The following is a 25,761-nucleotide window of genomic DNA, read 5'->3' on the forward strand; positions in this document are numbered from 1 at the left end:
ATTGCTTATACAGAAACACAGTAAGCTGATCGATTATTTTTTGCTGGCGCGTTCGGGGAGCTCGCCGGTGCGATAGGCGTCGAGAAGGGCGCGCAGGTCCGAGAGCTGCGCGCGGATCTGCTTGCCCGTGTCCGTGTCGTTTATCGTGAGCGGGGTCACCCTCACCTCAAAGCGGTCGTCGTCGCTCGTGATGTCGGCGTTCAGGTCTAGGACGTCCTCGATGGAGCCAAACGGGCGGTGAGCCTTGATGCGCATGCCTCGCGGGTCCGAGATCAGCGTGTAGCCGGCGATGCCGGTGGTCTTGCGATACGCCTGGCAGAACCCGCCGTCGATCACGATGAGCTTGCCCCCGCTCTTGAGCGGGCTCTCCCCCTCTGAGGCATGCACGGGCGTGTGGCCGTTGATGATGTGGCCACGCTCGGGGTCAAGTCCAAACTCCACCAAGATGCGCTTGCAGACCTCGGGATCCTCGATCAGGCCGAAGTAGGGATCGCGCGGCTCGACCCAGGTTGACTTGTCTTCAAGGTAGGTGCGCTCGAAGGTCTTGACCGTGCGGCCAGAGAGGGGCGAGAAGCGCCCGCACCACAGGTACCACATCCAGTCAAGCGACATCTGGTCGTGCTCGTGCCAGGCGCGGCGGGCCAAGCGGTCGGCGTAGTCGTAGTAGTTCTTTCCAGACAACAGCTTGTCCTGGTGGCGGACGGTCCTGAAGGTGCCGTCCTCGTTCATGGGCATGCAGGCGTGAAAGAGAAGGTTTCCGTTGGAGACCAGATACGTCGAGCCCTTCTCGTAGAGGAACCCGATGTGGGAGCGGAACTTCTGCGAGGAGCGCACAGACTGCATGAGGCCGTTCATGATCTGGCGCTCTTCGTCGCTGAGGGCATAGGGGTCAGACGCGTCGAGCGTCGGGAATTCGCTCGTGCGCATCTTGTAGTCCTTCTCGCCGATGCGCACCGTGCCTCGCGAGGCGTCCACCTTGTCAAGAAGGAGCCTGTCTTCCATGTGCCAGTTGGGATGGCGCATGATGACCTGCCCCTCAAGCTTGAAGAGGATGACCGAGATGGCCTTCTCCAGCGGCGTCATGCCATCTTGCTGGACGTAGGTGGACTCGGCAAAAAGAGCCAGCTCGCGGAGGCTCACGCCATAGGCGCTCTCGAGGATGTTCAGGCTGTCGTAGTGGATGTTGTTGCGGATGACGGCCGCAAGGCAGGCCTCTGAGCCGGCGGCGGCGCCCATCCAGACGATGTCGTGGTTGCCCCATTGCAGGTCAAGCGAGTGGTACTCCATCAGCCGGTCGATGATCCTGTCCGCGTGGGGGCCACGGTCAAAGATGTCGCCGACGAAATGCAGGTGATCGACGGCCAGGCGCTTGATGAGCGACGCGAGCGAGCAGATGAAGTCGTCGGCGGAGCCAGTGTCGATGATGGTGTCGACGATCCGGCGGTGGTATGCCAGGCGCTCCTCGCGCTCGTCGGGCGAGATGTGCAGGAGCTCGTCAATGATGTAGGCGTATGCGACAGGCATCGCCTTGCGCACCTTGGAGCGGGTGTAGGAGTCAGAGAGCCGCCGCGCCAGGCGCACGAGGCGCATGAGCGTTATGGCATACCATTCCTCGGTGGCAACGCCCTGCTGGTGGAGGCGGCGGAGCTTTGCCTCTGGATAGTAGATCAGCGTGCAGAGGTCGGCCTTCTCCTCGCTCGTGAGCTCCATGCTGAAGACGTCGTCGACGCGCTCGCGAATGACGCCGGAGCAGTTGTTCAGGATGTGCTCGAACGCCTCGTACTCGCCATGGACGTCCGAGACAAAGTGCTCAGTTCCCTTCGGCAAATTGAGAATTGCCTCGAGATTGATGATTTCTGTATAGGCCGACTGCATCGTCGGGAACTTCTCGGAAAGAAGCTCGAGGTACTTGCGGTCGGTTGGGTCAAGTTGCTGCATCGCGGGGATGCCCTCCTTAGGTGCCAAAAGAGACAAGGCAGTTTAGTATGCATCCCCCTCGCATCGGAGCGCTCTCTCCATTCGGCGAGGAGACCATCTCGCCATACAAATGGCACCTCGCCCCGCCTTATGAGCGCGATGCGCCAGCCAAGATGGAAGAGACGATGCCCTTCGTGAGCGCATAGACCCCTGGCATCTTTGACTCGCGCGGTCCCGCAACGTTGAGCGTGATCCCCCTCATGCCAAGGTCTTTCAGCCACTTGAGCGCTCGGGCAGCGTCGTCTTGCACGTCTACCCCCTCGAGCACCAGCACGGGGCGCCTGAAGCGACGGGCGAAGAAGACCGTCATCTCCGTCCCGCTCTTTGGCTCAAGGCCGCCAGGCGAGACGATCAAGGTCGCGTGGCTGTCGCGCACGTTCCAAGCCGTGCGCTCCACGTACCCATCGGTCTTGCCCTCCTTGAGCTCGGGGTACAGCGTTAGGAGGCCGGGGGGCTCCGGCAGGTCTTCGGCAAGCCCTCCCGGCGGGCACCAGCCGCAGATGGGAACGCCGGCGGCGCGCGCGGCATCAAGGCCTCCCCTGTCAGCACCGGTCTGCCCGCCCGAGCGAACCTGGGATACGAGCGGCATTCCGTTGATCACGCGAATGGCCTCCGCCTGCTGCTGCGCGATGGTGCCGGAGTCGGTGGGGTCCGCGGAAAGGGCGAGCTCCCATTCCGCACGGGTGAGGCGCGTGACGTTCTCGGCGTGCTCGACGCCAAGGCTGTCGACGACGGAGGGGACGGTGTGGTGAGGCTTCATTCCCGCCTTCTCCTGGACGCGGCGGCTGCGCTCGTTTCCCCGGTAGTAGCCTGCCCAGACGGCGTTCAAGCCCAGCTCCATGAAGGCGTGACGGATGATGGCAGAGACCGCTTCGGTCATGTAGCCATCGTTCCAATAGGGCTCGGAGATCCAGTAGCCAATCTCGGCCTCGTCGTCGGGAAGCCCCAGCTTAGAGGAGGATCCGATTGAAAGGGCGATGGCGCCCACGGGCTCGCTGGGGCCGTTCGCGGACTTGATCGTGATGGCGTAGCACTCAGGCACCATGAGCACCTCATGGAGCGCCTTCTTGCTCTCCTCGAGCGACGAGTGGGCCTTCCAGCCAGCAGCCGGCCCTACGTCAGGGTTCTTTGCATGGCGATAGAGCGCCTGGGCGTCGTCCTCGCGCCAGGGCCGAAGGACAAGGCGGGCGGTGCGTATGGGGTGCGAGCAGGGCATGTATCTCCTCTCGGGGAACGGGGCAGCCGAAATCTTGTGCTCGGGCGCAAGGGTTGGGCGAGAAGGGCCGCCTGCTGCGACGGCAGGCGCTGCCTCTTAGGCGCTACTTCTTCCTGCGCCGATGACGGCTGTCTTTGATGATGTCATAGGCCACCCACACGCCCAGCACGAACGCCACGAGATACCCCACAAACCCAATCACGGGGATGCCAAATATGACAGGCTGGATGCGAGCGTAATAGACGACGGACGAGCCGATGAACAGGCCAGCGATGATGACGCTCATGGTGAGGCGGTCGGCAATGTGGGCCATGTCGTCCAGCGGGTCCTCGGTGCCTGCTATGTCCAGGTTCATGCGAAGCTGACCTCGAGTGAGCATCTTCATGGCGAGGTCTGCCTGCGAAGCGGCGCCCAGAAGGCCATGCGTCGCGTTTGTGCCCTCACGGCCTAGCCTCTTGAGCTCGCCTTTTGCAAAGGTGACGGGGTCAGAATGCGCCTTCATGTGCGAGCGGATGATCTCGATGATAGAGACGCCCGGCAAGAACTCGTCCACGACGCCCTCGAGCGTCACCAAGGCGCGCGCGAGCATGGTTACCGTGCCCGGAAGCTCGATGCCGTTCTTTCTCGCCATCGAGATAAGCGAGTTCACAAAGGCGCCGATGTTGAGGTCGGAGAGGTCTGACTCGCCGTAGTCGGCAACGATGAGGTCGAGGTCGTCCAGCAGGTGCGCATAGTCGACCTTGGAGGTGTCCGAGATCGAAAAGCGCATGAGGCCCTCGGCGAGACCAGCGGTGTTTTGCATGGCCACGGCCTCGACCATGTCCGACATTGCCTTCCTGTCATGGGACGAGAGGCGTCCCATGATGCCAAGGTCGATGTAGACGATCTTTCCTCCGCGAATGATGAGGTTTCCTGGATGAGGGTCTGCGTGGAAGAAGCCGTCGTCAAGCATCTGCGAGGTGTAGTTGTCGACGAGCTTGGTCCCGATCTCCTCGAGGTCGTAGCCCTCCGCAACGAGCTGCGCGGTCTTGTCGATGGGGATGCCCTCGATGTAGTCCATCACCACGACATGCCTTGTGCAGAGCTTTGGATAGGGCTTGGGGCAGTCGATGAACTTGCAGTCGGCGTTGTTTCGGCGGAACTCCTCAAGGTTTCTGGCCTCGACGAGGAAGTCGGTCTCTTCTCTGAACGACTGCCAGAGCTCGTCGATCACGGACTGGAGGTCGAGAAACTGGGTGTCGCCAACGTAGCGGTCCATATGACGCACGAGCGAGCGCATGATCGAGATGTCCTGCGCCATAGTCTCCTGCACGTGAGGGCGTTGCACCTTTATGGCGACCATCTCGCCGGTGATGAGGCGGGCCTTGTGAACCTGCGCCACCGAGGCGGAGCCCAGAGGAACGTCGTCGATTGCGTCGAAGATGTCTTCGATGGGGGTGTCATACTCTGCGCGCAGGGCGGACAGCACCGTCTCGCGGTCCATGGGTTCGACGTCCGTGCGCAGCTTGGTGAGCTCGCGGCAGAAGCTCTCTGGCAGAATCTCCGAGCGCATAGAGAGGATCTGGCCCGCCTTGACGAAAGTGGGTCCCAGCTCCTCAAGCATCTTGCGGAGGCTCTTGGGCGTAAGTCCGTGGAAGATGTCATAGCGACGAACGATGCCCAGAATCTCTCTCACGCGAGCCAGGCGGCTCTTGTTTGAGATCTCATAGCCGTCGGGCGTCTTGGCGCGGCCGCCAAACAGCCCAATCGTCTGGGTATCGTCCTCAAGGCCACCGGAGCTCACGCTTTTGTACCAAGCATCAAGGAGCTCGTCCCCCGACTGCGACGAGCTCCCCTTGCCTGTCTTGTCTTGCTGCGCGTCCGTGGGCACGAAAAGCTACTCCTTGTTGTCCGCGTCCTCGACAGAGTCGGGCTCGACGGCCTGCGCGTTGATGTCAGCTGCCATGTCGGCAACCTTCTTGGCATATTCCGCGCGCTCCTCTGGGGTCATGGACTCCATGCGGGCGCGAAGCGCTGCGTCGTTGGAATCGGAGACGGTCTCGCGGGCCTTGCGCTTAAGCTCCTCGTTGATGGCCTTGCCCTGCTCAACGGTCAGCTCGCCCTTCTTTACGAAGTCGTCGATGACCTGCTGAGACTTCTCGGACACCGTAGCCACGGCTCCGACGCTTGCCAAAAATGCCTTGCGGAAGCCGTCGCCAAGATCAAAGTCAGACATTGCAACTCCTTTCGGAAGCGTGAACGGCGAACCCGACCACGCGCGTACCTATGCATCATTTTTACCCCTCATCGCGAGGGAGATTGCGCGCGATGGCCGACAAGTTTGGAACTTGGGCCGTGAGCGGCAAGAATTTGTGAAGACGGACGACCGCTGGATGCACGCGGATAGCCGACCGGGCTAGCCAAGCAGAATCCGGCCGAGCCCCTCGGTCGTCTCGGCGATGGCGCAGGCGCCCGCGCCCACAAGCTCTTCGACCTCGCAGGTCTTCCCATAGTGAACGCCTACGCAAGGCACGTCGACCTCATGCGCCGCGTCGACGTCAAAGTGGCGGTCCCCCACCATCACGGCATCGTCGGAAGTAAGGCCCATGGCAGAAAGCGTCCGCTGGATGGCGTCGGCCTTCGTCTCGCGCCCGTCGGTAAGCTTGCCGGACACCACATCGAAATAGCGTCCAAGCCCGTTTTGCGAGATGGAGCGCTCGACCAGAGCCCGACGCTTTGACGAGGCGATGGCAAGCTTTTTGCCCTGCCCGCGAAGGCTCTGAAGGAGCTCGGGAATTCCTGGAAACGCCGGCCAGCCCTCGGGACCAAGCCCCTCGTAAATCTTTCGATAGCGTGCTGTGATCGTGCGGGCATCCTCCTCAGAGACGCCGTAGACCATCGTGAAGGCCTGGGGAAACGGCGGTCCCACGATGCGGCGCAGGTCTCCGATCTGCTCGTCTGTCATGCCCCAGTCGCGCAGCACGGTGCGTGCGGTTCTGATGATTCCCGGCATCGTGTTCGCAAGAGTGCCGTCAAAGTCAAAGATCACAAGCGGGGCGCTGCGCACCTGGTCTTGGACGGACTTGTCGAGCCATGTTCCGTCTTTTGGCTGCTCTTCCTGGCAGTACTTATCCATGCGCGCTCCTCTCTTTTTCCCTTCTGCAAAGTCACCTTGAGGTTACCAAGCCTTAACTCTAGCTGACGTCATGTGCTTGCGGGGTAGAATCGTTAAGACTACATCAGACACGACACAAGCAAGGAGAGCCATGCGCACCAAGCCGTTCATCTGCTACAGGCCAGCGCCCGAGAAGGCCGCCGGGTTTGCTTCGCTTCCTTATGACGTGTACACGCGCGAGTCCGCCGCCAAGGCAGTAGCCGAACGCCCAAAGTCGTTTCTCGCGATTGACCGAGCCGAGACCGCGTTTGGCCCCGACCAGGACATGCATGCTCCCGAAGTCTACGCGAAGGCCGCCTCGATCCTGAGCGACCGCGTCATGGACGCGACGCTCGTTCGAGACGGAACGCCCTGCTATTACCTGTATCGCCTTGATGACGGCGCCCACCAGCAGACCGGAATCGTCGCCGCCTGCGCCATTGACGACTACGAGACTGGCGTAATCAAGCGTCACGAGCTCACACGCCCGGCCGACGAGAAGGACCGCGTGGACCACATCACCGCGACAGGCTGCCAGACCGGTCCCGTGTTTTTGGCCTACCGCGACAACGAGGTGCTCTCGACAATCGTCGGCGCGGCGATGGGCTCCACGCCCCTCTATGACTTCACTGACGCGGAGGGCACGCATGAGACGGTCTGGAGAGTTGCTCGCGAGGCGGCGATTGGCGCTTTGCAAGCAATGCTTGAGCTCGTGCCCAGCGCCTATATAGCTGACGGGCACCACCGCGCCGCCGCGGCGGCAGCCGTGAGAAAGAACATGATCGCCGAGGGCAAGATTGCCGGAGACGGAACGGCCGAGGCAGACTACGTGCTTGCCGTGCTCTTCCCGGAAAGCCAGCTCAATACGCTCCCCTACGACCGCGTCGTGAGCGACCTTGGCGGCATGAGCCCAGAGGAATTCCTCTCGGCGATCAAAGACCATGGCTTTGTCGCAGGCGAGCCTTCGAGCGCGGCGGTACGCCCAAGCGAGCCCGGCCACTTTGGTCTTTACCTTGATGGCGCGTGGCGCGAGCTTTCCTTTGTCGGAAAGTGCGGCGAGAGCGCCGTCTCCAAGCTTGACGTGTCAATCCTTCAAGAAAACCTCCTCTCGCCAGTCCTCGGCATAGCAGATCCGCGAGAAGATCCTCGCATCGGCTTTGTGGGCGGCCACGACGATGCGGCTGACCTCGAGGCCCTTGTCCCCGAGGGCGGGCTTGCCCTTGCCATGCGAGCGACGCCGGTCTCCGACATGATGGCGGTGGCCGACGAAGGAGGGATTATGCCCCCAAAGTCCACGTGGTTTGAGCCAAAGCTCAGGAGCGGCCTTTTTATTCGACCGATTGGCGTCGCCGCTGAGAAGCAAACGGACTAAGCGGGTATAGGTAGAGCTGTTGAGAAAGATGCCTGGGAGGAGGCGCACGATGGAGAAAGACGAAGGCAAGAAGAGGCCCGAAGAGCCAAGGGACTTCCCGAATGACCTCGGAAGCCCATTTGGAAATGCGCCCGAAGACCTGGGCAGAAGAGACGAACCGAACCCGATGCCTCCTAGCATGGGCGCCCACGAGAGCATTGACCGACCCCCTCTCAAGGGCGGGCTTGGAGCGCGCTTTGCCGCAGCGGTTAGCACAAACCCGGATGGGAAGACGAGCTCCCTCGACATGGACGCGTTCTCGAAGCAGCTCATGAGCGCCTCGGACCCGCTTTCGACCCTGTATGACTTCATGGCCGACGTGCAGGCTCGCCAGGGAGGCCAGAAGGCAGGGACGCTTCCCCCATCAAATCTCGAGCTCTTCCTGCTGCAGGAGCTCGAGGACGCCGGAATTGGCCCAGGCTCCACGAGCGAAGTGCCTCTCCCGCGCTTCAAGGTGGTACGCCCGGTCACCTCGAGGATGTTCTATCTCAGGATCAGCGACCACGAGCTTCCGTATGCCTCAAAGCTAGCCATCTACAAGGTGGAGGCGGCGTTGAACGCAGCCCTTCTCGCCACCCTGTACTTTGACGACGCGAACAGCGAGCCGGTCGAGGAGCTGACGAGGCTGAAGGGGCGTGTCATGGCCTCCATCACCTCGCAGCTGCCCTCAATCGACGAGCGGCTAAGCCTTGAGGACGAGCTTAGGCGGGACAGCGAGTGGACGGTCCGAAAGACCATCTCGATTGGCGTCGAGTGCGCACAGCTCCCCTATCGCCTGCAGACAACCTACCGCACGAACGTTGCATGGGGAAACGTGGCCTTCGTCTGCGAGCTCATGCCCGCGCAGGTCATGCCCGAACATTCATGGGTGGCCGGGGCTGGGGTCGTTCCCACAACCTTCGACATGCGCAATCGTATGGCAGCGGACTACGCGCTCAGGATTGGCCTGTTTCTGGCAGCGTGCGCCTTCCGCTCGAGCGAGAAGATAAAGCGCGTCTGGGTTGCCGGCATCATCGACACAGCGCAGTCCCACACCTGCTACTACTCCGTCTGCTTCGACCGCGAGCGCTTTGGGAAGATCCCCCTCTCTGGCGCATATGACCCCGTCGAGGTCTATCGCAGGTTTGGCGCGGAGCTTGACGAGCACGCGGGAGCGCTTCATCCAGTAACCCAGAGCTTCTCTCTTGAGGACGAGAGGTTCTGTCCTGCTCGCCGCTACGACCCCATTGAGCTTTCTGACCGCGAGCTTGATGAGCCCGCCTCCATGGCACTGGGAGTTCCTTACGTCCGCAACCTCGGCTGCGACGAAAGCCGTCGGCGCGCTGACGTCGCCACGAAAATCGTGAGGCAGCTGGGAGACTCCACCGAGCAGAACGTTCGCACGATTCTCTCGATTGCCGGCGATGACCCTGACCCCACGGTCCAGAGGGCCGCAAAGCGCTGCGTGAGCGAGCTTATCGATGGGACCCTGGACGACAACGACCCATTGGCGCTTGAGAACGAGTTCGTCTCGGGGGACAAGCTCTCCAAGGCGCTGGACCAATCGGAGAAGCTCCTTGCGGCATATAGGGAAAACGACGCTTTCGACACCCTAGAAGCTGCGCTAGACCCGATAGAGAAAAGCGGCAAGTACCTTGACTATGGGCTTACCGAATGGCGGTCCTTTGAGAACTATGTGGACCGCGCGCTCTACAACCGGCTGCTGTGGAGCGGCACCTCCGAGATCAAGCTTGCGCCGACGGGGTATCTCGATGCCCTATTGATGTCTTCGTCGCTTGCGGCCATGAGCGGAGACGCAGAGCTCGCCATCAGGAGGGCAAGGCGCGCCGTAGAGGTTGCCCCCATGAGCTCAAACAGCCGCGTTCAGCTGGCGAGGATGCTCTACATGTATCAGGACGCCAGTGGCGCGAGAGACACTTTGAACGAGATGCTTCTGCTGGCTCACAGCGCCGAGGGACTCGCATACGGCTACTACGGCATGGCGCTGCTGTCGTTGAACGAGTCCGACCTCCAGGCAGCACGCGCGTGCTACCAGAAGGCTTCGGGATTCGTTCCGCTGGTCGTCTCGCCCACATCCCCTAACGCTCAGCAGATAAGGGAGCTGGGAGACAGCCGCATGTCAGCGAGCGAGATTTCGGCAACGCTTTCGTCGAGAGGCATCGTTGAGGCGCCTACCCAACAGGTGAGCCGCGTCTTCGAGGAGTGCATGCGCGCCGCGATGGACGCCGAGCTCTTTCCCATCGCACGGCAATTTGTCAAGATGTTCGACGAGGTCACGCGAGACGACGTGACGTTTTCGATTCTTCGCTCGATCGAGGATGCCCCGGATCGATGAGCAGGACGAAGAGGGTTGACATGCTATGGCCTCCCTCGTTTGAGGCGGCCATCTTTGACTTTGACGACACGCTCGCGCTGACGCACGACTTGTGGAGACGCGTCGACGTGACGTTTCTGAGCTCTCGCGGCATTCAGTACACGCCGGACTTGGCGCAAACACTCTCCACGCTTGGCTTTGAGGGCGGCGCGCAGTACTGCATCAGCCGCTATGGGCTCAAGGACACGCCAGAGGAAATTTGCGAGGAATGGCGCTCGATGGGGCGCGCGTTTTACGCCTCCGACGTGAATCTGCGCCCGGGGGCGGAGCGCTACATCAGGGCGCTTCGGTCGCGCGGGATTCTCGTTGGGCTTGCTACGACAAATGAGCGGGACGTCCTCGAGGCGATTGGCAGAAGGATTGACTTCGACGGACTTTTTGACGCGATTGCTTGCGCAACAGACGTGTCGTGCGGAAAAGACCAGCCAGACATCTACCTAGAGGCCGCGCGCAGGATGGGGATTGATCCCAACGCGGCCGGAGGAGCTAGAAGCTGCATGGTCTACGAGGACCTGCTGATGGGCGTCACGACGGCAAAGCGAGCGGGCTTCAGGACGTGTGCCGTCTTGAGCGACAACCCTAACCAGAATCCGCTCGAGATGGAACGAGCGGCCGACTGCCTGATATCCGACTGGCGGGACATACCCATTCTCTAGCGCAGCAAAGCGAGCTGTCGCCGCGCAGCGCCAGCGATAGGACTTAGCTGCCAAGTCGTGTGGGGCTCGTGCCATGCTGCGGGAATCTTCAGTCGCACGCGATACGCTCTGGACGCACGCGGCGGCAACAAAAAAGGGACCGCCCTACGGGCAGCCCCTCTCGAGTCACTATCAAAGCTTGAACTAGATCTTGCGGACGTTGGAAGCCTGGAGCTTGCCGTTCTTGCCAGTGGTGATATCGAACTCAACAGCCTGGCCCTCGTCCAGGGTCTTGAAGCCATCCATCTGAATCTCGGAGTAATGGACGAACAGATCGTCGCCATCCTCACGAGAGATGAAGCCATAGCCCTTGTCGGGGTTGAACCACTTAACAGTACCCTGTGCCATAACGTGCCTTTCTTTCTTGCCCCGCAGGGCAAACACTGCGCTTTCGCGCGATACCTATGACCCCTTGAGGTCACGGGGTACATGATACTTCAAACGACGCCCATCCGAAACGGCAATCTCCAAGCGGTTGCGATGTGCTTGCTAAGAGCAAGTCCAGAAGCGCGCGAAATAAGGGGAGGCGCCTCGAAAAAAAGAGCCCTTCTCGCGAAGGGCTCCTCTCCTATTCCTACCAGCTGCTCATCAACGACTCTTGCGCGAGCGGCGTCATGCGCACTTGTAGGTCGGCCGCCCCCGCAGCGCATGTGACCTCATAGGTGTAGCTCACAGTCTGCTGCGGCTCCAGGTGAATGATGAAGTTGCGCGTGTCAAGCCCATACAACGTACCAACCTTGGCGCCGTTCTCCAAGCCAGAGATGCTGCCGCCCGCAGGAGCCATGATCGTAGGGATCAAGATCATGTCGCCCGTGTCGTTCTTCTCCGTGCTATAGCCGCTCACATACTGGGGCGCGCTGGCGGCCTCCTCCTCGGTCAGCGTGTTGGTGAAGCTTGTGGTCACGGTATAGGTCTTGGTGCCGTCCTCGTTCGTCACGACGCCGTCGATGGTCGAACTCACCTGCAGGTACCAGTCAATCTTCGCAATCGTGTTGTCATTCAGATAGATGCCGAGCACGGGCTGGGAGGAATCATCCGAAATGGAGCCAGAAAGCCCAAGCTTCCTCATGACCTCTTCCTCTTGGTCATCGGCCATCCAAACCTGCAGACGATAGTCGCCAGCAGAGGTGGTAATCACGTCAAGGAGATCTTGGATGTCGACCTCGCCCAGCGAGCTCATGAGCTTGTCGAACGCAAGCCCCGCAACCTCTGCAAAGACCTCGTCCTGCAAATCGCCGCTGCTTCCATACTCCCAGTAGATGTCGCTCATGAGCACCTCGGCGGCGTTGGTCCCGTCGACCGTCGTGCCATCGGAGGTGGTGATGCCGCCAGTCAAAGCAAGCAGCCGCTGCAGGAAAACGGGATCGACCGCTATGACGCCGTCGACTGCTTCGTATCCGGCCTGCTCCCATCCCTGCGCAACGAGCTCGCCCGCTCGCTCGAAGTTGGGCGTGTAGGTGCTCCAAGCCGCCGACACGCCGCCGGCAGTGCCAAGCATCTCCGTCTCGTCGTCTTGCAGCGCCAGGTCAACGGTAGAGCCGGTGGAAAGCGAGACGGACTCGCCCAGCTCGAGATGGCCGTCAGTGACAGAAAGGGTCATGCGCGACCCAGGAAGGCCTCCGGCGGCACGCAGCTCAGAGTTGTTCTGCGCAACCAAGAGGTAGGTTCGGGTCTCGCCGTTCGCGCCAAAGAGGGCCGGGATCGAGGGCGCCACCTCGGCCAAGCCCTGCACGCCGCCGTTCACGGAGTCAAGCTGGGTCTTCACCTTGGAGATGACCTCGTTGACCTGCTCGATGTTGCCATCTTGGAGCGCATCCGCGCGCGTGGTCGCATCGTCTATCTCAGGAGCAACCTCCGAGATCGCATCGGCCAGCGACTGCAGGCTCTCGACGTCAATGTGGCCGTCAGAGATAAGCGAGTTCAGCGAGAAGCCCGAGAGGCTTGAGGAGAGCGGCCGCAAGGCATTGTTGCAAAGATCGTAGGAAATATCCGAGAGCTCGATAACGTTGCTCACGTCTTGCCCCACGTACGGCAGATGGGACGCTATAGCCCAAAGGTTGTTGCTGGTCTCGGCATGCATCTCTTCAGCCGCGGTAACGATCGTGTCCGTGCTCGACTTGAGGGTGCTCGTGTCTCCACTCTCCAGAGAGCTCACGAGCGAGGATGTGGTCGACTGGATGGTTGAGGCATCGTTCGCAACTATTTTCGCAGAGTGATAGAGCGCATAGCCAAATGCCCCGACGAGCGCCACGATTACAAGCACGATGATAAGGATGACCCGGCCGGCATGATGACGCTTCGGCGGTTTCTCTTGAGGAAGATAGACCGGCTGCTTCACTGAGCGAGCAGCCATGGCTTGATTCTCGGAACTATTGCTATTGGAGCGCCTGGCAGCGCTTTCATTGGTAGACTTCTTTGGCTTGTCTTCCGAGCCTGACGACGCAAAATGCGCGCCGCCATGAGAAGAGTTTGTCGCCATGCTAATTCTCCCGACTATTGGATCTAGACGCATCAACTTTGATAGACACCGTTTATACGCTAGCATACCAGCCGAACAAGCGGGACGTCCTAGACATAAAAGCGTTGCCCGAAATTCACCTTTGAAAGATTGCTGCAGAAAGGCAGGGGGCGAGCTGACTGATGAAGCACGTCCGCTCGCCCTCCTCAACGTACAAGCGCTCCCGCGGCAGCCGCTACGCTACCTCATTGCAGCGCTTGACGATTGTGTTGACCATGCCCTCGCCCGTCGTCTGAGCAAGTATGTCCTCGCAGGCTGCCTTGTCCATGAATACGTTCATGAGCGTCTGCAGGACGGCGACTTGGTCCTCGTCGTGCGCGAGAAGACCGAGGTTGATCACAAGCTGCGCCTGAACGGGATGGTCAACCATCGCGGCCATGGGCTGGAAGGCCACGGGCCTTACAGGCTTTGCGACGGCAATGTAGGGCTTCTCGATGTTCTCTGGTTCGACGTGCGGAATAGCGACGGAAATGTTCTCGAGCTCAAGACCGGTGGGATAGTTGGTCTCACGCGTCCTGATGGCGTCGAGCCAAGTGTCCTTGAGATAGCCCTTGGGGGCAAGGCGGTCGTGCAGCTTGCCAAAGAAGTCGATGCTATCTGTGGCCTCGATATCAAAGAAGACGAGGTCAGGACTGAAAAGCGATGTGTCGAGCGTTCCCATGAAATCCTCTCCGTTTTATGCGATAGCTGATAATGGTGCGAGATGGTCCGCGGCAGGCGCCTAGGCAAGCGGCTGCGCGCCGTTGGCAAAGACCTTCACAACGTGCGTGAAGTCCTCGACGAGGCGGTCGTAGGCAGCGGACGTGAGGTCATGCCAGTAGACGATTGCGTCCGAGCTCTTGGCGCGCCTCTTGTCCATGAGGCCGCAGGCTGCCTCGCCGGCATACTTGACGCCGTATGTGTAGTAGTTGATTTTGCGGATGCCGGCGTCGATGGCCTTGGCGTAGTCCTCGTCCGAGACGCCCGAGCCGCCGTGCATGACCAAAGGCACGCTCACGCGGCTGCGAATGCCCGTGAGGACGTCGAAGTTGAGGTGCGGCTCGCCCTTGTAGATGCCGTGAACCGTTCCGAACGAGCAGGCAAGGATGTCGGTGCCGGTCGATGCCACGAACTCGGCCGCCTGGTCGGGGTCGGTGTAGATGGCGCCAGACTCCTCTGCGGTACCGCCCTCGTCGCGCTGACCGGCCTCGCGAGAGCCCATGGATCCCAGCTCGCACTCAAGGCCGCAGTCGAAACCCGCGCACATCTCGGCAGCGCGCTGGGAGTTTGCGACGTTCTCCTCATAAGGAAGGAACGACCCGTCGAACATCGCTCCCGTAAAGCCCAGCTCGAGCGCGCGGCGCATGTAGGAGAGGTGCTCGCAATGGTCAAGGTGAACGCAGAGCAGCGCGCTGGAGCGCTCGGCAAGCGCAACCATTGCGGGACCGATCTTGTCGAGTGGGGCGAAGGGCTCGTGGCCCTCGGCATGGGAGAGGATGACGGGATAGCCCGTCTGCTCGGCCACGTCGATTGCTGCGCGCAGGGCCTCGAAGCTCGGAACGTTGAAAGACGCGATGGCCATGTTGTTCTGCTCGGCCATAGCGCAGATGTCACGAAGGTTGACGATCAAAGTAATCCTCCTCCAATTGGGCAGGCGGACGGGCAGCTCCTTTTGGACCTATTTCCTCTTGCCCTTGCCGTACTTCTTCTTGCCCTGGTTGCCCTGGTCTGTCGGTATGCCGCCCCTGCGGGCCTTGACGCGCAAGCTGTCGGGGTTGATGCGCTCGTCGATAGCGCAGAGCTGCTTGTTGAGCTGCTTGCCGTCGGTAAACCACTCGCCTCGGATGAAATACCTCCCCGAGCGTTCGGGTGCCTTGATGCGAACGTATGCGCTGTCATACATCTGCTCGCGCAGCGAGAAGAACGTCACCTGGTCAAGGCGATAGGTGTCAGTACGGCCAAAGCTCTCAAAGGTGATGGCATCGTCGTCAATCGTGATGCGCTTGGGATAGGAGTGGGTAACGAAGGTGTTGACGAAGCCATACACGGCGACAACCGCGAGGACAACCATAAGAATCGGCACGATCGAGTAGGGAGGCAGCGCGAGCACGACGCAGGCGATGGCGATGAAGAGGCAGAACCATCCAGTAAACGTCACTTGGATGCGATATCTTCCCTCGTCGTAGTCATAGGTCATGGGTGCCTCCCGTTGGTCTTTCTGTCTAAAAAAGGCAGGCCGCCCCAAAGGAGCGACCCGCCTCAAAGCAAGAACGCCAATTACTTCTCGGCAGTTTCCGCGGTCTGGTGAGCAGCCTCGGCCTCTTTGATGATGCGCTTGCGGTTCCAGATTGCAAGACCGAGCGCGAAAGCACCAACAATGATGAGGCCAATGCCGTTGCCAAGGGCGCCAACGCGGGTGATGATCCAGGTCAGCGGGTTAGCGCCATCGCAGATCGAGGAAATGGCTGTGGCGCCGCCCATGTCGAAGTCCACGTTAGCAGCGGCGGTGGTGATGAGCGGCGAAAGGTCGGTGGCGATATAGAAGCCAATGATCAGGACGATGACGCCAACAAGCAGGCCACGGAAGCCGTTCTCATGGACGATCGGCGTAACCAGAACGAGCATGTAGGGCAGGCAAGCGAGGTCGGCAAGAGGCACGACCTTGTTGCCAGGGAGCACGAAGGCGATGAAGACTGCGGCGGGAACCAGGATCAGGGCCATGGTCAGGGTGACGGGGTGACCAGTGCCGACAGCGGAGTCAAGACCGATATAGATCTTGTCGCGGTCCTTGAAGTGGCTCTGAACGTAGGTGGATGCGGCATCAGAGATGGGGAGCAGGCCCTCCATCAGAAGCGATGCCATCTTCGGGATCAGGACCATGACGGCGGCCATGGAGACGGCGAGCGAGAGGACGGACGGGATGGTGCTGCCATCCTCGGCGGTGCCAGGAAGGATGCCGTAGCCAGCAAGGATGCCGATGAGCAGGCCGATGATGGCGCCGAGAAGGACGGGCTCGCCAAAGACGCCAAACTTCTTCTGCATGCTGCGGACGTCGATGTTGATCTTGTTGAGGCCCGGGATCTTGTCAATCAGCCAGTCGGCAGCCCAAGCAATCGGGGCATAGGCGCCGGAGAAGCCGTGAGGAATCGAGACGCCGGGCAGACCGAGGGACTTCTCAACCTGAGGAGCGGTGACATCGCCGATGACGAGGACGATGACCTCGTTGATGACGGCGGCGCAGAGACCAAGCGCGACGCTGTCGGTAACGATGGCGACAAGGGCGCCCGTGAAGGCAAAGTGCCAGTAGTTCCAGATGTCGACGTCAGCGGTCTGGGTCGTGTTGGTGAGCAGCATGATGACGTTGACCAAAAGGCCAAGCGGGATGATGACGATACCAACGACGGAGCCCATGGCGATGGCGGAGGCGGCAGGCCAGCCGACATCGATCACCGAAAGCTCCAGGCCAAAGCGGTCGACCATCGTGGTAACGGCACCAGCAAGGTCAGTGCCCATGAGCTGGTTGATGACGAGGTTCAGGCCGATGAAGCCAATGCCGACGGTAAGGCCAGCCTTGAGGCTCTTGCCGAAGCCGACACCAAAGCAGCAGCCAATGATCGTCAGCACGATGGGCATGACGACCGAGACGCCCAAGCTTTGAATGCCGGTAAAGAACCCGATTATTGCATCCATACGCTTTCCCTTCTATTAATCCGACACTTTGCCAAAAAAAGCGCCAATACGAGCCCGTCTCTCGCATGACGCAAGAGGCCAACGAACAATTTAATGTTGAAATATCCTAGTTTTGCTTCATAAAGTCAAGGACCTGCTGCTCTGCCTGAGCGCGGCCAATGCCCGTAAGGAACGGAATTCCCGAGATGAAGGGGCACTTCAGACCGTCGGGCTTGACGGTGGTCGCAATGACAAGATCCGCAGTTGCAGACGCGGGGACAGCCTCGGCGATGGAGCACTGCTTGATGTTGTAATCGCCTGCATAGCCGTTGCTGTCAAGAAGGTCCTTGATCTTAGCGGCAACAGCAGTGGAGGTAGCGATGCCCGAGCCGCACGCGAGGATGATCTGCTTCATGGTCTTTTCCTTTCCCCATGGGACCTGAGCCCCAAAGTTGCCGCACCACGCGGCACCGATAGAGTTCCTGGCAGACGCCGGAGGAACTTCATACACCTTACTCCAAGCGATCGAGGACTCCGCTACTCGCCCATTACGATGACGCGCAGACGGCGGGTGCGCTCGCGGGTGCGGTCGAAATCAACGAAGAAGATTGACGCAAGCCCGTTCATCTGGAGCTTTCCATCAGCAACCTCAAACGACTGGCTGCCACCGATAAGGACGGAGCGCAGGTGCGCGTCGCCGTTCCAAAGCAGCGTGCGGTCGCCGCCCGGAAGGTAGGCCTCGGCGTTCGGCCAGCTCTCGACCTCTTCGAAGTGCTTGAGGCCGGGGTAGCGATACGTGCTCCAGTCGTGCTGCTCGGGAAAGACCTTATCAAGCCCGTCGGAGAGGTCAGCCTGCATGAAGGTGTCTCCTGCGGGGGTCATGTCGTGGTCGAACTCCTGCGAGTAGACCGCACAGGTGGTATGGCAGGAGATGCAGGTGACGACGCCCTCCTTGATGCCGCTCTCTTCGACCAGGCGCGCAACCTCGTCAGTAACGTCAACGTAGGTGGGCTTTCCAGCCTCGGTCTCAACCGTGACCGTACCCTTATAGACTGCCATCGCTAGGCCTCCTTGCTGATGTCGGCACGGACGCGGTCCAGAGCCGCGAACATCTCCTCAAGCTTCGCCTCGGGGTCGTCGGCGCAGACGATGCCGGATGTGCCTCCCGTGGCATCGCCTCCGTAGTAGATGGCGTCATAGACGTCCTGGCCAGTGGAGATTCCCGCTGCCTGCAGAACCATTGTCTGAGGCGAGACGGACTTGACGGCCTCGGTAGAGGCTCGGATGTAGTCCTCCCCTGCGATATGGCCAGTGCCGATGAGGCTGTTGAGCTCGCAAGTCATGATGTCGGGGTGCAGCTCCGCAATAGCGCGGGCCTCCTCGACAGAGTCGGCGCAGACGCAGGTGAGAATGCCGACCTCGCGTGCGCGGACGATGGTTTTTGCAAGCTCACCGATCGTGAGGGGATTTTCCGCATGGTTCAAGAACGTGGCACGCACGCCGGCGGCGGCAAGCGCCTCGGGAAGGATGTGGCCCATTCCGCGACCGGGCTTCAGGCTCTCCATGTTCTGAGCGCACGGGATAAGGTGCGGGCAGTTGTCGGCAACCCACGCGAGATCAATCAGCTGCGCCGTGAAAAGCGACTGAAAGTCGTAGCGCTCGCAGAGCTCGTCGGTCTTGCGCGCAAGTTTGCGGAGTTTCTCGCCATACAGATACGACTTTGGGTTGACGACGAAAAACGGCCTCTTGAGAACGATCTTGTCCATCTGCTCCCTTTTCTCCCGTATCCAACAATCCCGGAAAGTGTTGAGATTGTCTTAAACTTGTTCATAATTAAATGTACAAGTTCTGACGACTCAAATTATCGGCTGGCTCCTAGCCATACATTGTGGAGATTACGTGAGCGGTACCAAATGATTCCGCGAACGGTAGAGGTAAATCGCTTTATCTGGGTTGAAATGCCTTTCCAACAATTGACTGACCAGGCGGGAGCCAGGTAAAGCTCCACTCGCAGATGTCGTTGTCTTCGAAGTGAACAATCTGCTCAAGGCGAAGGAGGGCGGACGACTCCTCGCACTGGAGGTATTCCGCGTGCTCTCGGCCAGCAACAAGCGCCTGATAGCTCATTACCGAATAGGAAATCTTCTTGTTGGAGCATTCCTGCACGGCATCGAAGAGCGACTCTTTGGTGAAGTCGAGCTTTTCAATGCCTGGGCATTCGCGAAGGTTTGTCCAGCTCTCTTGGCAGAGGACCGGAGTGCCGTCCACGCTGCGCACGCGGCGCATGAACATGGCGGGCTCGCCCTCTTCAATGTGAAGGTTGTCGGCAACGTCCTGATTGGCGGGAACGACCATCTTCGAGAGGACGTCAGTCTTGAATTTCTTCCCCTGCATGCGGAGCGACTCTGCAAAAGAAAGCGGTCGCACGCCCGCCTCATGGGAGAGCCCGGAGCGCGACACATAGGTGCCGCTGCCATGGCGCTGCACGAGCCAGCCTTCGTCCACAAGGACGCCTATCGCGCGCCTGACCGTCCCGCGCGAGACGCCAAAGCGTTCCATAAGCTCATGTTCGGAGGGAATCTTCTCCCCCCGCAGCCATTCGCGCGAGTAGATTTTCTCTCGAAGCGCGTCGGCAAGCTCAACAAAGAGATGCCTGGAGCCATGGCCCACGCGATCGGCAGGCGAGGTCTGGCCTGCCTGCCCTTGCGTGCCTTCCTCCTGTTGTGACATGACCGTTCCCCCTTATTGACCGGCGCCGGCAATCGTCTCTTTGACGCGGCTGCATGGAGATATGCGCAGCCCGCCCCTCCCGAAGGACGACGTCAAAGAGAGTGACGGCACCTCCCTACCTTCCTTGTCGTGCGTATCTCTCTTCGGTGGCCGCCTTGGCGGGGCGCCACCAGCTCTCGTTTTTCTCGTACCACGCTATCGTCTGTCTAAGACCCTCGATAAAGTTGGTGTGATCTGGCTTCCAGCCAAGCTCCGACTCAAGCTTTGAGGGGTCGATTGCATAGCGCCGGTCGTGGCCAGGTCGGTCCTCGACCCAATCGAAGCCATCTTCAGGCTGACCCATAAGCCGCAAGATTGCCCTCATGACATCGATGTTGGCACGCTCGCCGTTCGCGCCGACAAGGTAGGTCTGCCCGATGCGCCCGCGAACAAGGATGTCCCAAACGGCTCGAGAATGATCTTCAACGTGAATCCAGTCGCGGACGTTCTCCCCCGTGCCGTAGAGCTTGGGGCGAAGGCCACACAGAATGTTGGTTATCTGCCTGGGGATGAACTTTTCAACATGCTGGTAAGGACCGTAGTTGTTGGAGCAATTCGAGATGGTAGCGCGAACGCCATAGGTGCGAGCCCAGGCACGCACGAGCAGGTCGGAAGACGCCTTGGTGGAAGAATAGGGACTCGACGGTCGGTAGGGGTCGTCAGGCTCAAAGCGCCTTGGCTCGTCAAAGTCCAGGTCTCCATAGACTTCGTCGGTGCTCACGTGGTGATAGCGAACGTCGTACTTCCTCGCAGCCTGCAGCAGCCGATAGGTGCCAATGACATTGGTTCTGACAAACGGGTCTGGATCAAGAATCGAGTTGCCGTTATGAGACTCGGCCGCGAAGTGAACGATGGCATCGTGACCAGCAACGACGCGGTCCAAAAGGTCGGCTTCGCAGATATCCCCCACCACAAGCTCAACTTGGCTCTTTGGAAGGTCGCCAATATTCTTGGGGTCTCCCGCATAGGTCAGCTTGTCGATTACGGTCAGATGGGTCTCGGGATGATTCTTGGCAACCCAGCGGACAAAGTTGCTGCCGACGAAGCCGCACCCGCCAGTGACGAGGATATTTGTTGGCTCGAACGCATCGGCCATGAGCGCACCCAGCTTTCAGACGTGCAGGATAAATCTTTGGACTTCCTTTTCCCTCCTAATCTATGCCTGCCCGTCTGCCTTCCCAAAAACCTCATTGTCGAAATCCCTGAGTTCCTCAGGAGGCTCGGAGGGGTCGCACTCAAAGCTCTCCGCAACGGCCTTGGCCTGAAGGTGGCGAAGCCCCGAAAGATCTTCCTCGCCCATCTTGTCGTAGACAAGCGAAAGCCGATCCAGGGCGTAGCAAACATATGAGGCTACGGAGTCCCCCATGCCCGAAAGGATCATCATCGTTACCAGAGAGTCCGGTGCCAAAGACATGGCCGTGTCTGCGTCAAGGTCGAGAAGGTCGCCCACTTGCTGCTCGACCTTCTTGCACGCCTCTGGGTCGTTCTGCTGGTATGCCAGCTTGAGCGAGTTCGTGATAGCGGCTACGAACTGCGAGATCAGCTCAAGGATATAGTCACGTTGAAGCATAGGAGAACCCCTTTCGAGTGGGAAATGTGTCCATGGTACTCCCCCTTGCGATGCCCCGCTTTGAGGCCTGCGCTATTGCCGTGAAGGTGGAAGGGGCACTCCCAGGTGCTCGAACGCTGCGGGAGTGGCCTGGCGGCCCTGAGGCGTTCGTACGATGAGCCCTCGCTGCAGAAGGTAGGGCTCGTAGACGTCCTCGATCGTGGAGGGGTCTTCCCCTACCGCCGAGGCAATGGTAGTAAGGCCTACGGGACGGCCCCGGAAGGTCTCTGTAAGGGCCGTCAAGATCTTGGTGTCCATCCAGTCAAGCCCCATCTCGTCAATCTCGAAAAACGACAGCGCCTCGGCAGCGACGTCCCAGCTGATAGAGCCGCCGGCCTTGACCTGCGCATAGTCGCGGACTCGCTTGAGCAGCCTGTTTGCAAGGCGCGGAGTTCCCCTTGAGCGCGACGCTATTTCCGCAGCTCCCTGCTCGTCAATGTCGACGCCCAAGATACGCGCAGAGCGAAGCACGATCTGCGTGAGCTCGTCAACCGTGTAGTAGTCAAGGCGATACGAGATGCCAAAGCGATCGCGCAGAGGTCCCGTTAGGAGCCCCGTGCGCGTGGTGGCGCCAATGAGCGTGAAGTGAGGAACGTCGAGTCTGATGGAGCGGGCAGCGGGGCCCTTTCCAATCACGATGTCAAGGAAGAAGTCCTCCATAGCGGGGTAGAGGACCTCCTCGACCTGGTGGTTCAAGCGGTGAATCTCGTCGACAAAGAGGACGTCTCCCTCCTCGAGGTTGGTGAGAATGGCCGCGAGGTCTCCGGTGCGGGCGATGGCGGGACCCGACGTAGTCTTTATGCGCGCGCCCATCTCGTTTGCGACGACTGTCGCGAGCGTGGTCTTTCCAAGGCCTGGAGGACCAGAGAAGAGCACATGGTCAAGCGTCTCGTGGCGATCTTTGGCAGCGGCAATCAGCACGCGAAGGTTCTCGCGCACGCGCTCCTGCCCAAGGTAGTCGTCAAGCGTCTGCGGACGCAAGCTGCGGTCCACGTCGAGGTCATCGGCCGTAAGCTCGCCTGTGACAGGACGCCTGGAGCCGCTTGTGCGGTCCCTTCCGTCATCGGCAAAAAGGTCTTCCTCCTTCGCCTCCCACATTACAAGGACCCTCCAATCCGCTTGAGCGCATACTGGATGGCTCGCTCGACGGAGGCCGCGCTGTCAAAGTCAAACCCATCAAGCGCGAGGTCGGCCTCTTGCGGCGAGAAGCCCATGGAGAGAAGCGCGGAGGTTGCCTCCTGCTTGACTGAATCGGACGTCTCGGGCAGGCGCTGGGTCTTATCCTCAGGCTCGCTCATCCCAACGAGGCTTCTAAGCGTGGCGTCCTTTGCAAAGACGTCTTGCAGCTCAACGAGCAGGCGCTGCGCCTTCTTCTTGCCGACACCGGGAACCTGCGCCATGCGGTTAGTGTCCTGCGTGGCGACGACTGTGGCAAGGGATGCGGGCGAGAATGTCGAGAGCACAGACAGCGCAAGCTTGGGACCCACTCCCGAGATTGCGACGAGCTTGTCAAAAACGGCGCGCTCTTCTCGCGTAGCGAAGCCATAGAGGTCTATTGCGTTCTCACGCAAGACAAGCCTCGTGAGCACCGTCACACCAGCCTCGCCCGCGGGAGGCAGCGATGCCGCCGTTGTGGAAGAAACGCCAAGCTCATAGCCGACGCCTCCGACGTCGAGGACGATATGGGAAGACGTCACCTCCGTGAGCGTTCCCGTTAGCTGAACTATCACGAGGAATTCCTCCTGCTCTGTCTGGTGGGCTCCCAAGGCACGCGCTCTCCGCGTGAGCGAGCAACGCGCGCGGCCGTAGCGGCCGCCGTAACATCACGAGCTTCGGAGCGATCCTGCTCGGCTTGTGCAAGCTGCTGCTCATAGACCTGAACCGATGCGACGTCGCGCGCTATGCGCTGGGTGCGCGTAAGGTTTGCGTGGCAAATTGCGGCGGCAAGAGCATCGGCGCAGTGGTCAGGCCTCGGCTCGTGGTCAAGGGCGAGGATGTTTTGCACCATGTAGATGACTTGGCGCTTGTCTGCCGAGCCGGTTCCGACAACGGCTTGCTTTATCTGCATAGGAGTGTATTCGCCAAGCTCGAGGCCAGCCTCAGAGCACGCGACGAGCGCAGCTCCCCTTGCATGGGCTGTTGCAAGAGCCGAGCGAGTGTTCTCTCCGAAGAAGATCTTCTCGATGGCAAGCTGGCTAGGCGCGTAGCTCCTGATTGCCTGGGCAATTTCCTCGTAAATCATACCGAGACGGCGGTCGATAGAGTCAGACGCCTTTGTCGTTACGCAACCATAGGCACGGGCACGGCAAACAGGCCCTCGCGTCTCGATGACGCCCCATCCTGTATGCGCGAGGCCGGGGTCTATCCCCATGATGATCACGCTCTGCTCGCCCCCTTGCTTTTCGTTCGAACGTTCGTTCTAGTCTACCACAGGCTGAGAACGTGGCGGCGAGGAAGCGCTCTGCATCTAATTCTCAGAGAAGGTCCTCCAGAACGATCCATTGTTGGGACGATCGTCCGGTCCGTGCCTATCGGACGCGTCATGGCGCCCAGAGCCGCCACGACCATCCTCGAGCGCATCGTTCATGAGACCTCCCGTCATAGAGAGGTCGCGAAGATAGCCAAGAACCTCGTCAACATCAGGCTGGCGCGCGCTGGAATTCGTCTGGTCAGCCGCTGCGTCTGGAGAGACGCCCAGCTCTTCTAAGAAGTCGCGAAGGTCCTGTGCGGCATCCTCCTCAGAGCTCTTCATGCGCTCTTCCTGAGGACGGAAGCGGTCGCTCCACGCAAAGCCAAGCGGCTGGTTGAGCTCTTCAAGCGTCTTGGACGACGCCACAAGCGAAATGCCCGTTCCCCTGCGCGAAGGCTCGGTAGAGCCAAGCGCGGCGATAATGGCGCTGACGACCTCTTCGTGACCGCACTTGTCGACAACTTCCGAAAGCGGAAGTTCCCACTCGATGTAGCTTGCCAAGACATAGTCAAGAAATTTGATGCGCTCGGCCGCCGTTATGCCGCACTCCTCAAGACCAGCGACGGAAGGAGCCTCAAGAAGGGCGAATGCCCGCTGAGGGATGACTGGCGAAATGGTGTTTCTAAAGTGCGCAAGCTCGATGATGTCGGAGAAGTACACGTCCCCGAACGGCATCACGCCGCGAACCACGCCAGCGGCGCCTCCCTCGCCCAGAGCAAGGCTTGTCTTGTCAAGCGACGAGAGCACGATGGCGTCGTTCTCGCGAGCAAGCGACTTCAGATGGGCGCAGGCAAGGTCGCGCGCAAGCTCTGCGTCTGGAGAAAGCGCCGAGATGGGCAGCTCGCGCGTCGTGAGCCTGAGGTTTTGAGCGACGGTACGGCTGACCATGTCACGGCCATCTCCAAGACCGGTGAGCACAAGGCCGAAGACGTTGGTGGGCCCAAGGGCGTCGGTAGCCAAGGCTGCGACCGCGCAGGACGAAAGCGTTCCGTCGAGCAGAACGGCCGCCTTGTTGGTGCCAAGTTCCCCAGCAAGGCCAGCGAGACCAAAGCTCAGAGCATTCCAGCTCACGAGCATGCGGTCGGCGACCTCAGGTGAGATGGGCGCCATCAGCGGGCCCTCGAAGGAGGGGTCGATGTCGCACAGCATGACAGCTTGCTCAAACGATGGCGCCTGGGCCGCAATCTCGCCCCATGGGGTAACCGCGAAGCTCGATCCGGCGAAGACCTCGCATCCATAGGTGCCAAGAGACCCCACTCCCACGAGCCATGCGCCGAGGTCTTCCGCGTCGTCGAGGAAGGTGCCGTCGCCAAGCGAGGAGCCCATGACCGAGAGGTTGTCGTCCATCGCAAAAGACATGCTCGAGATGAACAGCAGCACGTCGACGCTTTCCTGCGAGGCGGCAAACTCGTCGATGCCGTCATAGTCAAAGGCCACGCCAAAGCTGACGCCGCCAAACCGGAACACAGGGAGCGCTGCCTGACCGCCGAAGGATGCTTCGTCCTGCTCGCCTTTGTTGGACACGTCGGCGGCAAAGCGACGAAGAGACGCCTCGAGAACCACGGCCTCGAGGTTCCCGTCGCTGATGAGGACCGCTTCTGGGAAAAAGCTCTCGCCCATTGAGATTGAGATAGGCACCAGGCAAGCGCATGCGGCGCGTGACGCAAGGTCATCGAGCGCCGACTCAATGTCGAGAAGGAAGCCCTCCTGGCTCGGCGTCGAAGTTGCCATCGCCCCAGTCAGAGCCGCAAAGGGAAAGACAACCAAGTCAGCGCCCTGCTCTTTTGCCTGCTTTGCCGCGTCGACCATACGGTCGACGGTGTCGGAAAGATCTCCGGCTGTGGTTCTCAGCTGCGCGACGGCAAGTCTCATCCGTCTCTCCCCTCTCTTGGCGCTTCGGCGCCACGTGATGCAATCCGCCCTCCGTCGCCAGATGCCCTT

At 60.4% G+C, this 25,761-nt stretch carries 24 protein-coding genes; 3 read left to right on the plus strand and 21 right to left on the minus strand.

The genetic code is table 11. The annotated features are described in order from the left end of the window. Nucleotides 1–33: 33 nt before the first annotated feature. The 5 genes from ACOYJL_RS02050 to ACOYJL_RS02070 form a co-directional block, all read right to left on the minus strand. Nucleotides 34–1,938 (minus strand): fructose-1,6-bisphosphatase, encoded by a 1,905-nt coding sequence (locus tag ACOYJL_RS02050; RefSeq protein ID WP_433568542.1) that lies wholly within the window; start codon nucleotides 1,936–1,938, stop codon nucleotides 34–36. Between the two features lie 127 nt (nucleotides 1,939–2,065). Next, nucleotides 2,066–3,193, minus strand: a complete 1,128-nt coding sequence (locus ACOYJL_RS02055; RefSeq protein ID WP_433568543.1) for a GNAT family N-acetyltransferase — start codon at nucleotides 3,191–3,193, stop codon at nucleotides 2,066–2,068. Between the two features lie 103 nt (nucleotides 3,194–3,296). Next, nucleotides 3,297–5,063 (minus strand): ABC1 kinase family protein, encoded by a 1,767-nt coding sequence (locus tag ACOYJL_RS02060; RefSeq protein WP_433568544.1) that lies wholly within the window; start codon nucleotides 5,061–5,063, stop codon nucleotides 3,297–3,299. A gap of 6 nt (nucleotides 5,064–5,069) precedes the next feature. Beyond that, entirely contained in the window at nucleotides 5,070–5,408 is a 339-nt protein-coding gene (locus ACOYJL_RS02065) for a phasin family protein (RefSeq protein WP_433568545.1), read from the minus strand. A 180-nt stretch (nucleotides 5,409–5,588) separates the two neighbouring features. After that, nucleotides 5,589–6,308, minus strand: a complete 720-nt coding sequence (locus ACOYJL_RS02070; protein WP_433568546.1) for an HAD family hydrolase — start codon at nucleotides 6,306–6,308, stop codon at nucleotides 5,589–5,591. A 130-nt stretch (nucleotides 6,309–6,438) separates the two neighbouring features. Here ACOYJL_RS02070 and ACOYJL_RS02075 point away from each other — a divergent pair, with 130 nt between their 5' ends. From ACOYJL_RS02075 to ACOYJL_RS02085, 3 genes are read left to right on the plus strand one after another with little or no spacing between them, the layout of a single operon-like run. Beyond that, complete coding sequence (locus tag ACOYJL_RS02075) at nucleotides 6,439–7,698, plus strand: DUF1015 domain-containing protein (protein ID WP_433568547.1); 1,260 nt, start codon at nucleotides 6,439–6,441, stop codon at nucleotides 7,696–7,698. Between the two features lie 49 nt (nucleotides 7,699–7,747). After that, a complete protein-coding gene (locus ACOYJL_RS02080; protein WP_433568548.1) occupies nucleotides 7,748–10,072 on the plus strand; it encodes a tetratricopeptide repeat protein in 2,325 nt (774 codons plus the stop codon). Next, the gene (locus ACOYJL_RS02085) at nucleotides 10,069–10,767 is read left to right on the plus strand and encodes an HAD family hydrolase (protein WP_433568549.1); all 699 of its coding nucleotides are present in this window, start codon (nucleotides 10,069–10,071) and stop codon (nucleotides 10,765–10,767) included. Before ACOYJL_RS02080 ends, ACOYJL_RS02085 begins: the two co-directional genes overlap by 4 nt. A 183-nt stretch (nucleotides 10,768–10,950) precedes the next feature. Here the strand turns inward: ACOYJL_RS02085 and ACOYJL_RS02090 are convergent, their stop codons facing one another. From ACOYJL_RS02090 to ACOYJL_RS02165, 16 genes are all read right to left on the minus strand, one after another. Beyond that, on the minus strand, nucleotides 10,951–11,154 hold the full coding sequence (locus ACOYJL_RS02090; RefSeq protein ID WP_433568550.1) for a cold-shock protein: 204 nt from the start codon (nucleotides 11,152–11,154) through the stop codon (nucleotides 10,951–10,953). A gap of 226 nt (nucleotides 11,155–11,380) precedes the next feature. After that, entirely contained in the window at nucleotides 11,381–13,159 is a 1,779-nt protein-coding gene (locus ACOYJL_RS02095; RefSeq protein WP_433568551.1) for a DUF4012 domain-containing protein, read from the minus strand. A gap of 340 nt (nucleotides 13,160–13,499) precedes the next feature. Continuing rightward, nucleotides 13,500–13,985 (minus strand): PTS sugar transporter subunit IIA, encoded by a 486-nt coding sequence (locus ACOYJL_RS02100; protein WP_433568552.1) that lies wholly within the window; start codon nucleotides 13,983–13,985, stop codon nucleotides 13,500–13,502. Between the two features lie 60 nt (nucleotides 13,986–14,045). After that, nucleotides 14,046–14,933, minus strand: coding sequence for a class II fructose-bisphosphate aldolase (locus ACOYJL_RS02105; protein ID WP_433568553.1), 888 nt, complete (start codon nucleotides 14,931–14,933; stop codon nucleotides 14,046–14,048). Nucleotides 14,934–14,981: 48 nt separating this feature from the next. Beyond that, a complete protein-coding gene (locus ACOYJL_RS02110; protein ID WP_433568554.1) occupies nucleotides 14,982–15,500 on the minus strand; it encodes a hypothetical protein in 519 nt (172 codons plus the stop codon). 80 nt (nucleotides 15,501–15,580) lie between these two features. Next, entirely contained in the window at nucleotides 15,581–16,993 is a 1,413-nt protein-coding gene (locus ACOYJL_RS02115; RefSeq protein WP_433568555.1) for a PTS galactitol transporter subunit IIC, read from the minus strand. A 106-nt stretch (nucleotides 16,994–17,099) separates the two neighbouring features. Next, a complete protein-coding gene (locus ACOYJL_RS02120) occupies nucleotides 17,100–17,387 on the minus strand; it encodes a PTS sugar transporter subunit IIB (RefSeq protein ID WP_433568556.1) in 288 nt (95 codons plus the stop codon). A gap of 122 nt (nucleotides 17,388–17,509) precedes the next feature. Next, nucleotides 17,510–18,031 carry a YjbQ family protein gene (locus ACOYJL_RS02125; protein ID WP_433568557.1) on the minus strand — a complete coding sequence of 174 codons (522 nt, stop codon included), beginning with the start codon at nucleotides 18,029–18,031 and terminating at the stop codon, nucleotides 17,510–17,512. Between the two features lie 2 nt (nucleotides 18,032–18,033). Further along, nucleotides 18,034–18,738, minus strand: a complete 705-nt coding sequence (locus ACOYJL_RS02130; protein WP_433568558.1) for a triose-phosphate isomerase — start codon at nucleotides 18,736–18,738, stop codon at nucleotides 18,034–18,036. A 178-nt stretch (nucleotides 18,739–18,916) separates the two neighbouring features. Beyond that, a complete protein-coding gene (locus ACOYJL_RS02135; RefSeq protein WP_433568559.1) occupies nucleotides 18,917–19,702 on the minus strand; it encodes a GntR family transcriptional regulator in 786 nt (261 codons plus the stop codon). A 115-nt stretch (nucleotides 19,703–19,817) separates the two neighbouring features. Next, complete coding sequence (rfbB, locus tag ACOYJL_RS02140) at nucleotides 19,818–20,837, minus strand: dTDP-glucose 4,6-dehydratase (RefSeq protein ID WP_433568560.1); 1,020 nt, start codon at nucleotides 20,835–20,837, stop codon at nucleotides 19,818–19,820. Nucleotides 20,838–20,897: 60 nt separating this feature from the next. Then, entirely contained in the window at nucleotides 20,898–21,311 is a 414-nt protein-coding gene (locus ACOYJL_RS02145; RefSeq protein ID WP_433568561.1) for a hypothetical protein, read from the minus strand. A 72-nt stretch (nucleotides 21,312–21,383) separates the two neighbouring features. Next, nucleotides 21,384–22,448, minus strand: a complete 1,065-nt coding sequence (gene ruvB, locus ACOYJL_RS02150) for a Holliday junction branch migration DNA helicase RuvB (protein ID WP_433568562.1) — start codon at nucleotides 22,446–22,448, stop codon at nucleotides 21,384–21,386. Beyond that, nucleotides 22,448–23,080, minus strand: coding sequence for a Holliday junction branch migration protein RuvA (gene ruvA, locus ACOYJL_RS02155; RefSeq protein ID WP_433568563.1), 633 nt, complete (start codon nucleotides 23,078–23,080; stop codon nucleotides 22,448–22,450). Before ruvA ends, ruvB begins: the two co-directional genes overlap by 1 nt. Beyond that, on the minus strand, nucleotides 23,077–23,721 hold the full coding sequence (ruvC, locus tag ACOYJL_RS02160) for a crossover junction endodeoxyribonuclease RuvC (protein ID WP_433568596.1): 645 nt from the start codon (nucleotides 23,719–23,721) through the stop codon (nucleotides 23,077–23,079). The genes ruvA and ruvC overlap by 4 nt, the downstream gene beginning before the upstream one ends. A 96-nt stretch (nucleotides 23,722–23,817) precedes the next feature. Next, complete coding sequence (locus ACOYJL_RS02165; protein ID WP_433568564.1) at nucleotides 23,818–25,692, minus strand: nitrilase-related carbon-nitrogen hydrolase; 1,875 nt, start codon at nucleotides 25,690–25,692, stop codon at nucleotides 23,818–23,820. Nucleotides 25,693–25,761: the final 69 nt, after the last annotated feature.

This window comes from Tractidigestivibacter sp., assembly GCF_050946515.1.
Taxonomy (GTDB): Bacteria; Actinomycetota; Coriobacteriia; order Coriobacteriales; family Atopobiaceae; genus Tractidigestivibacter.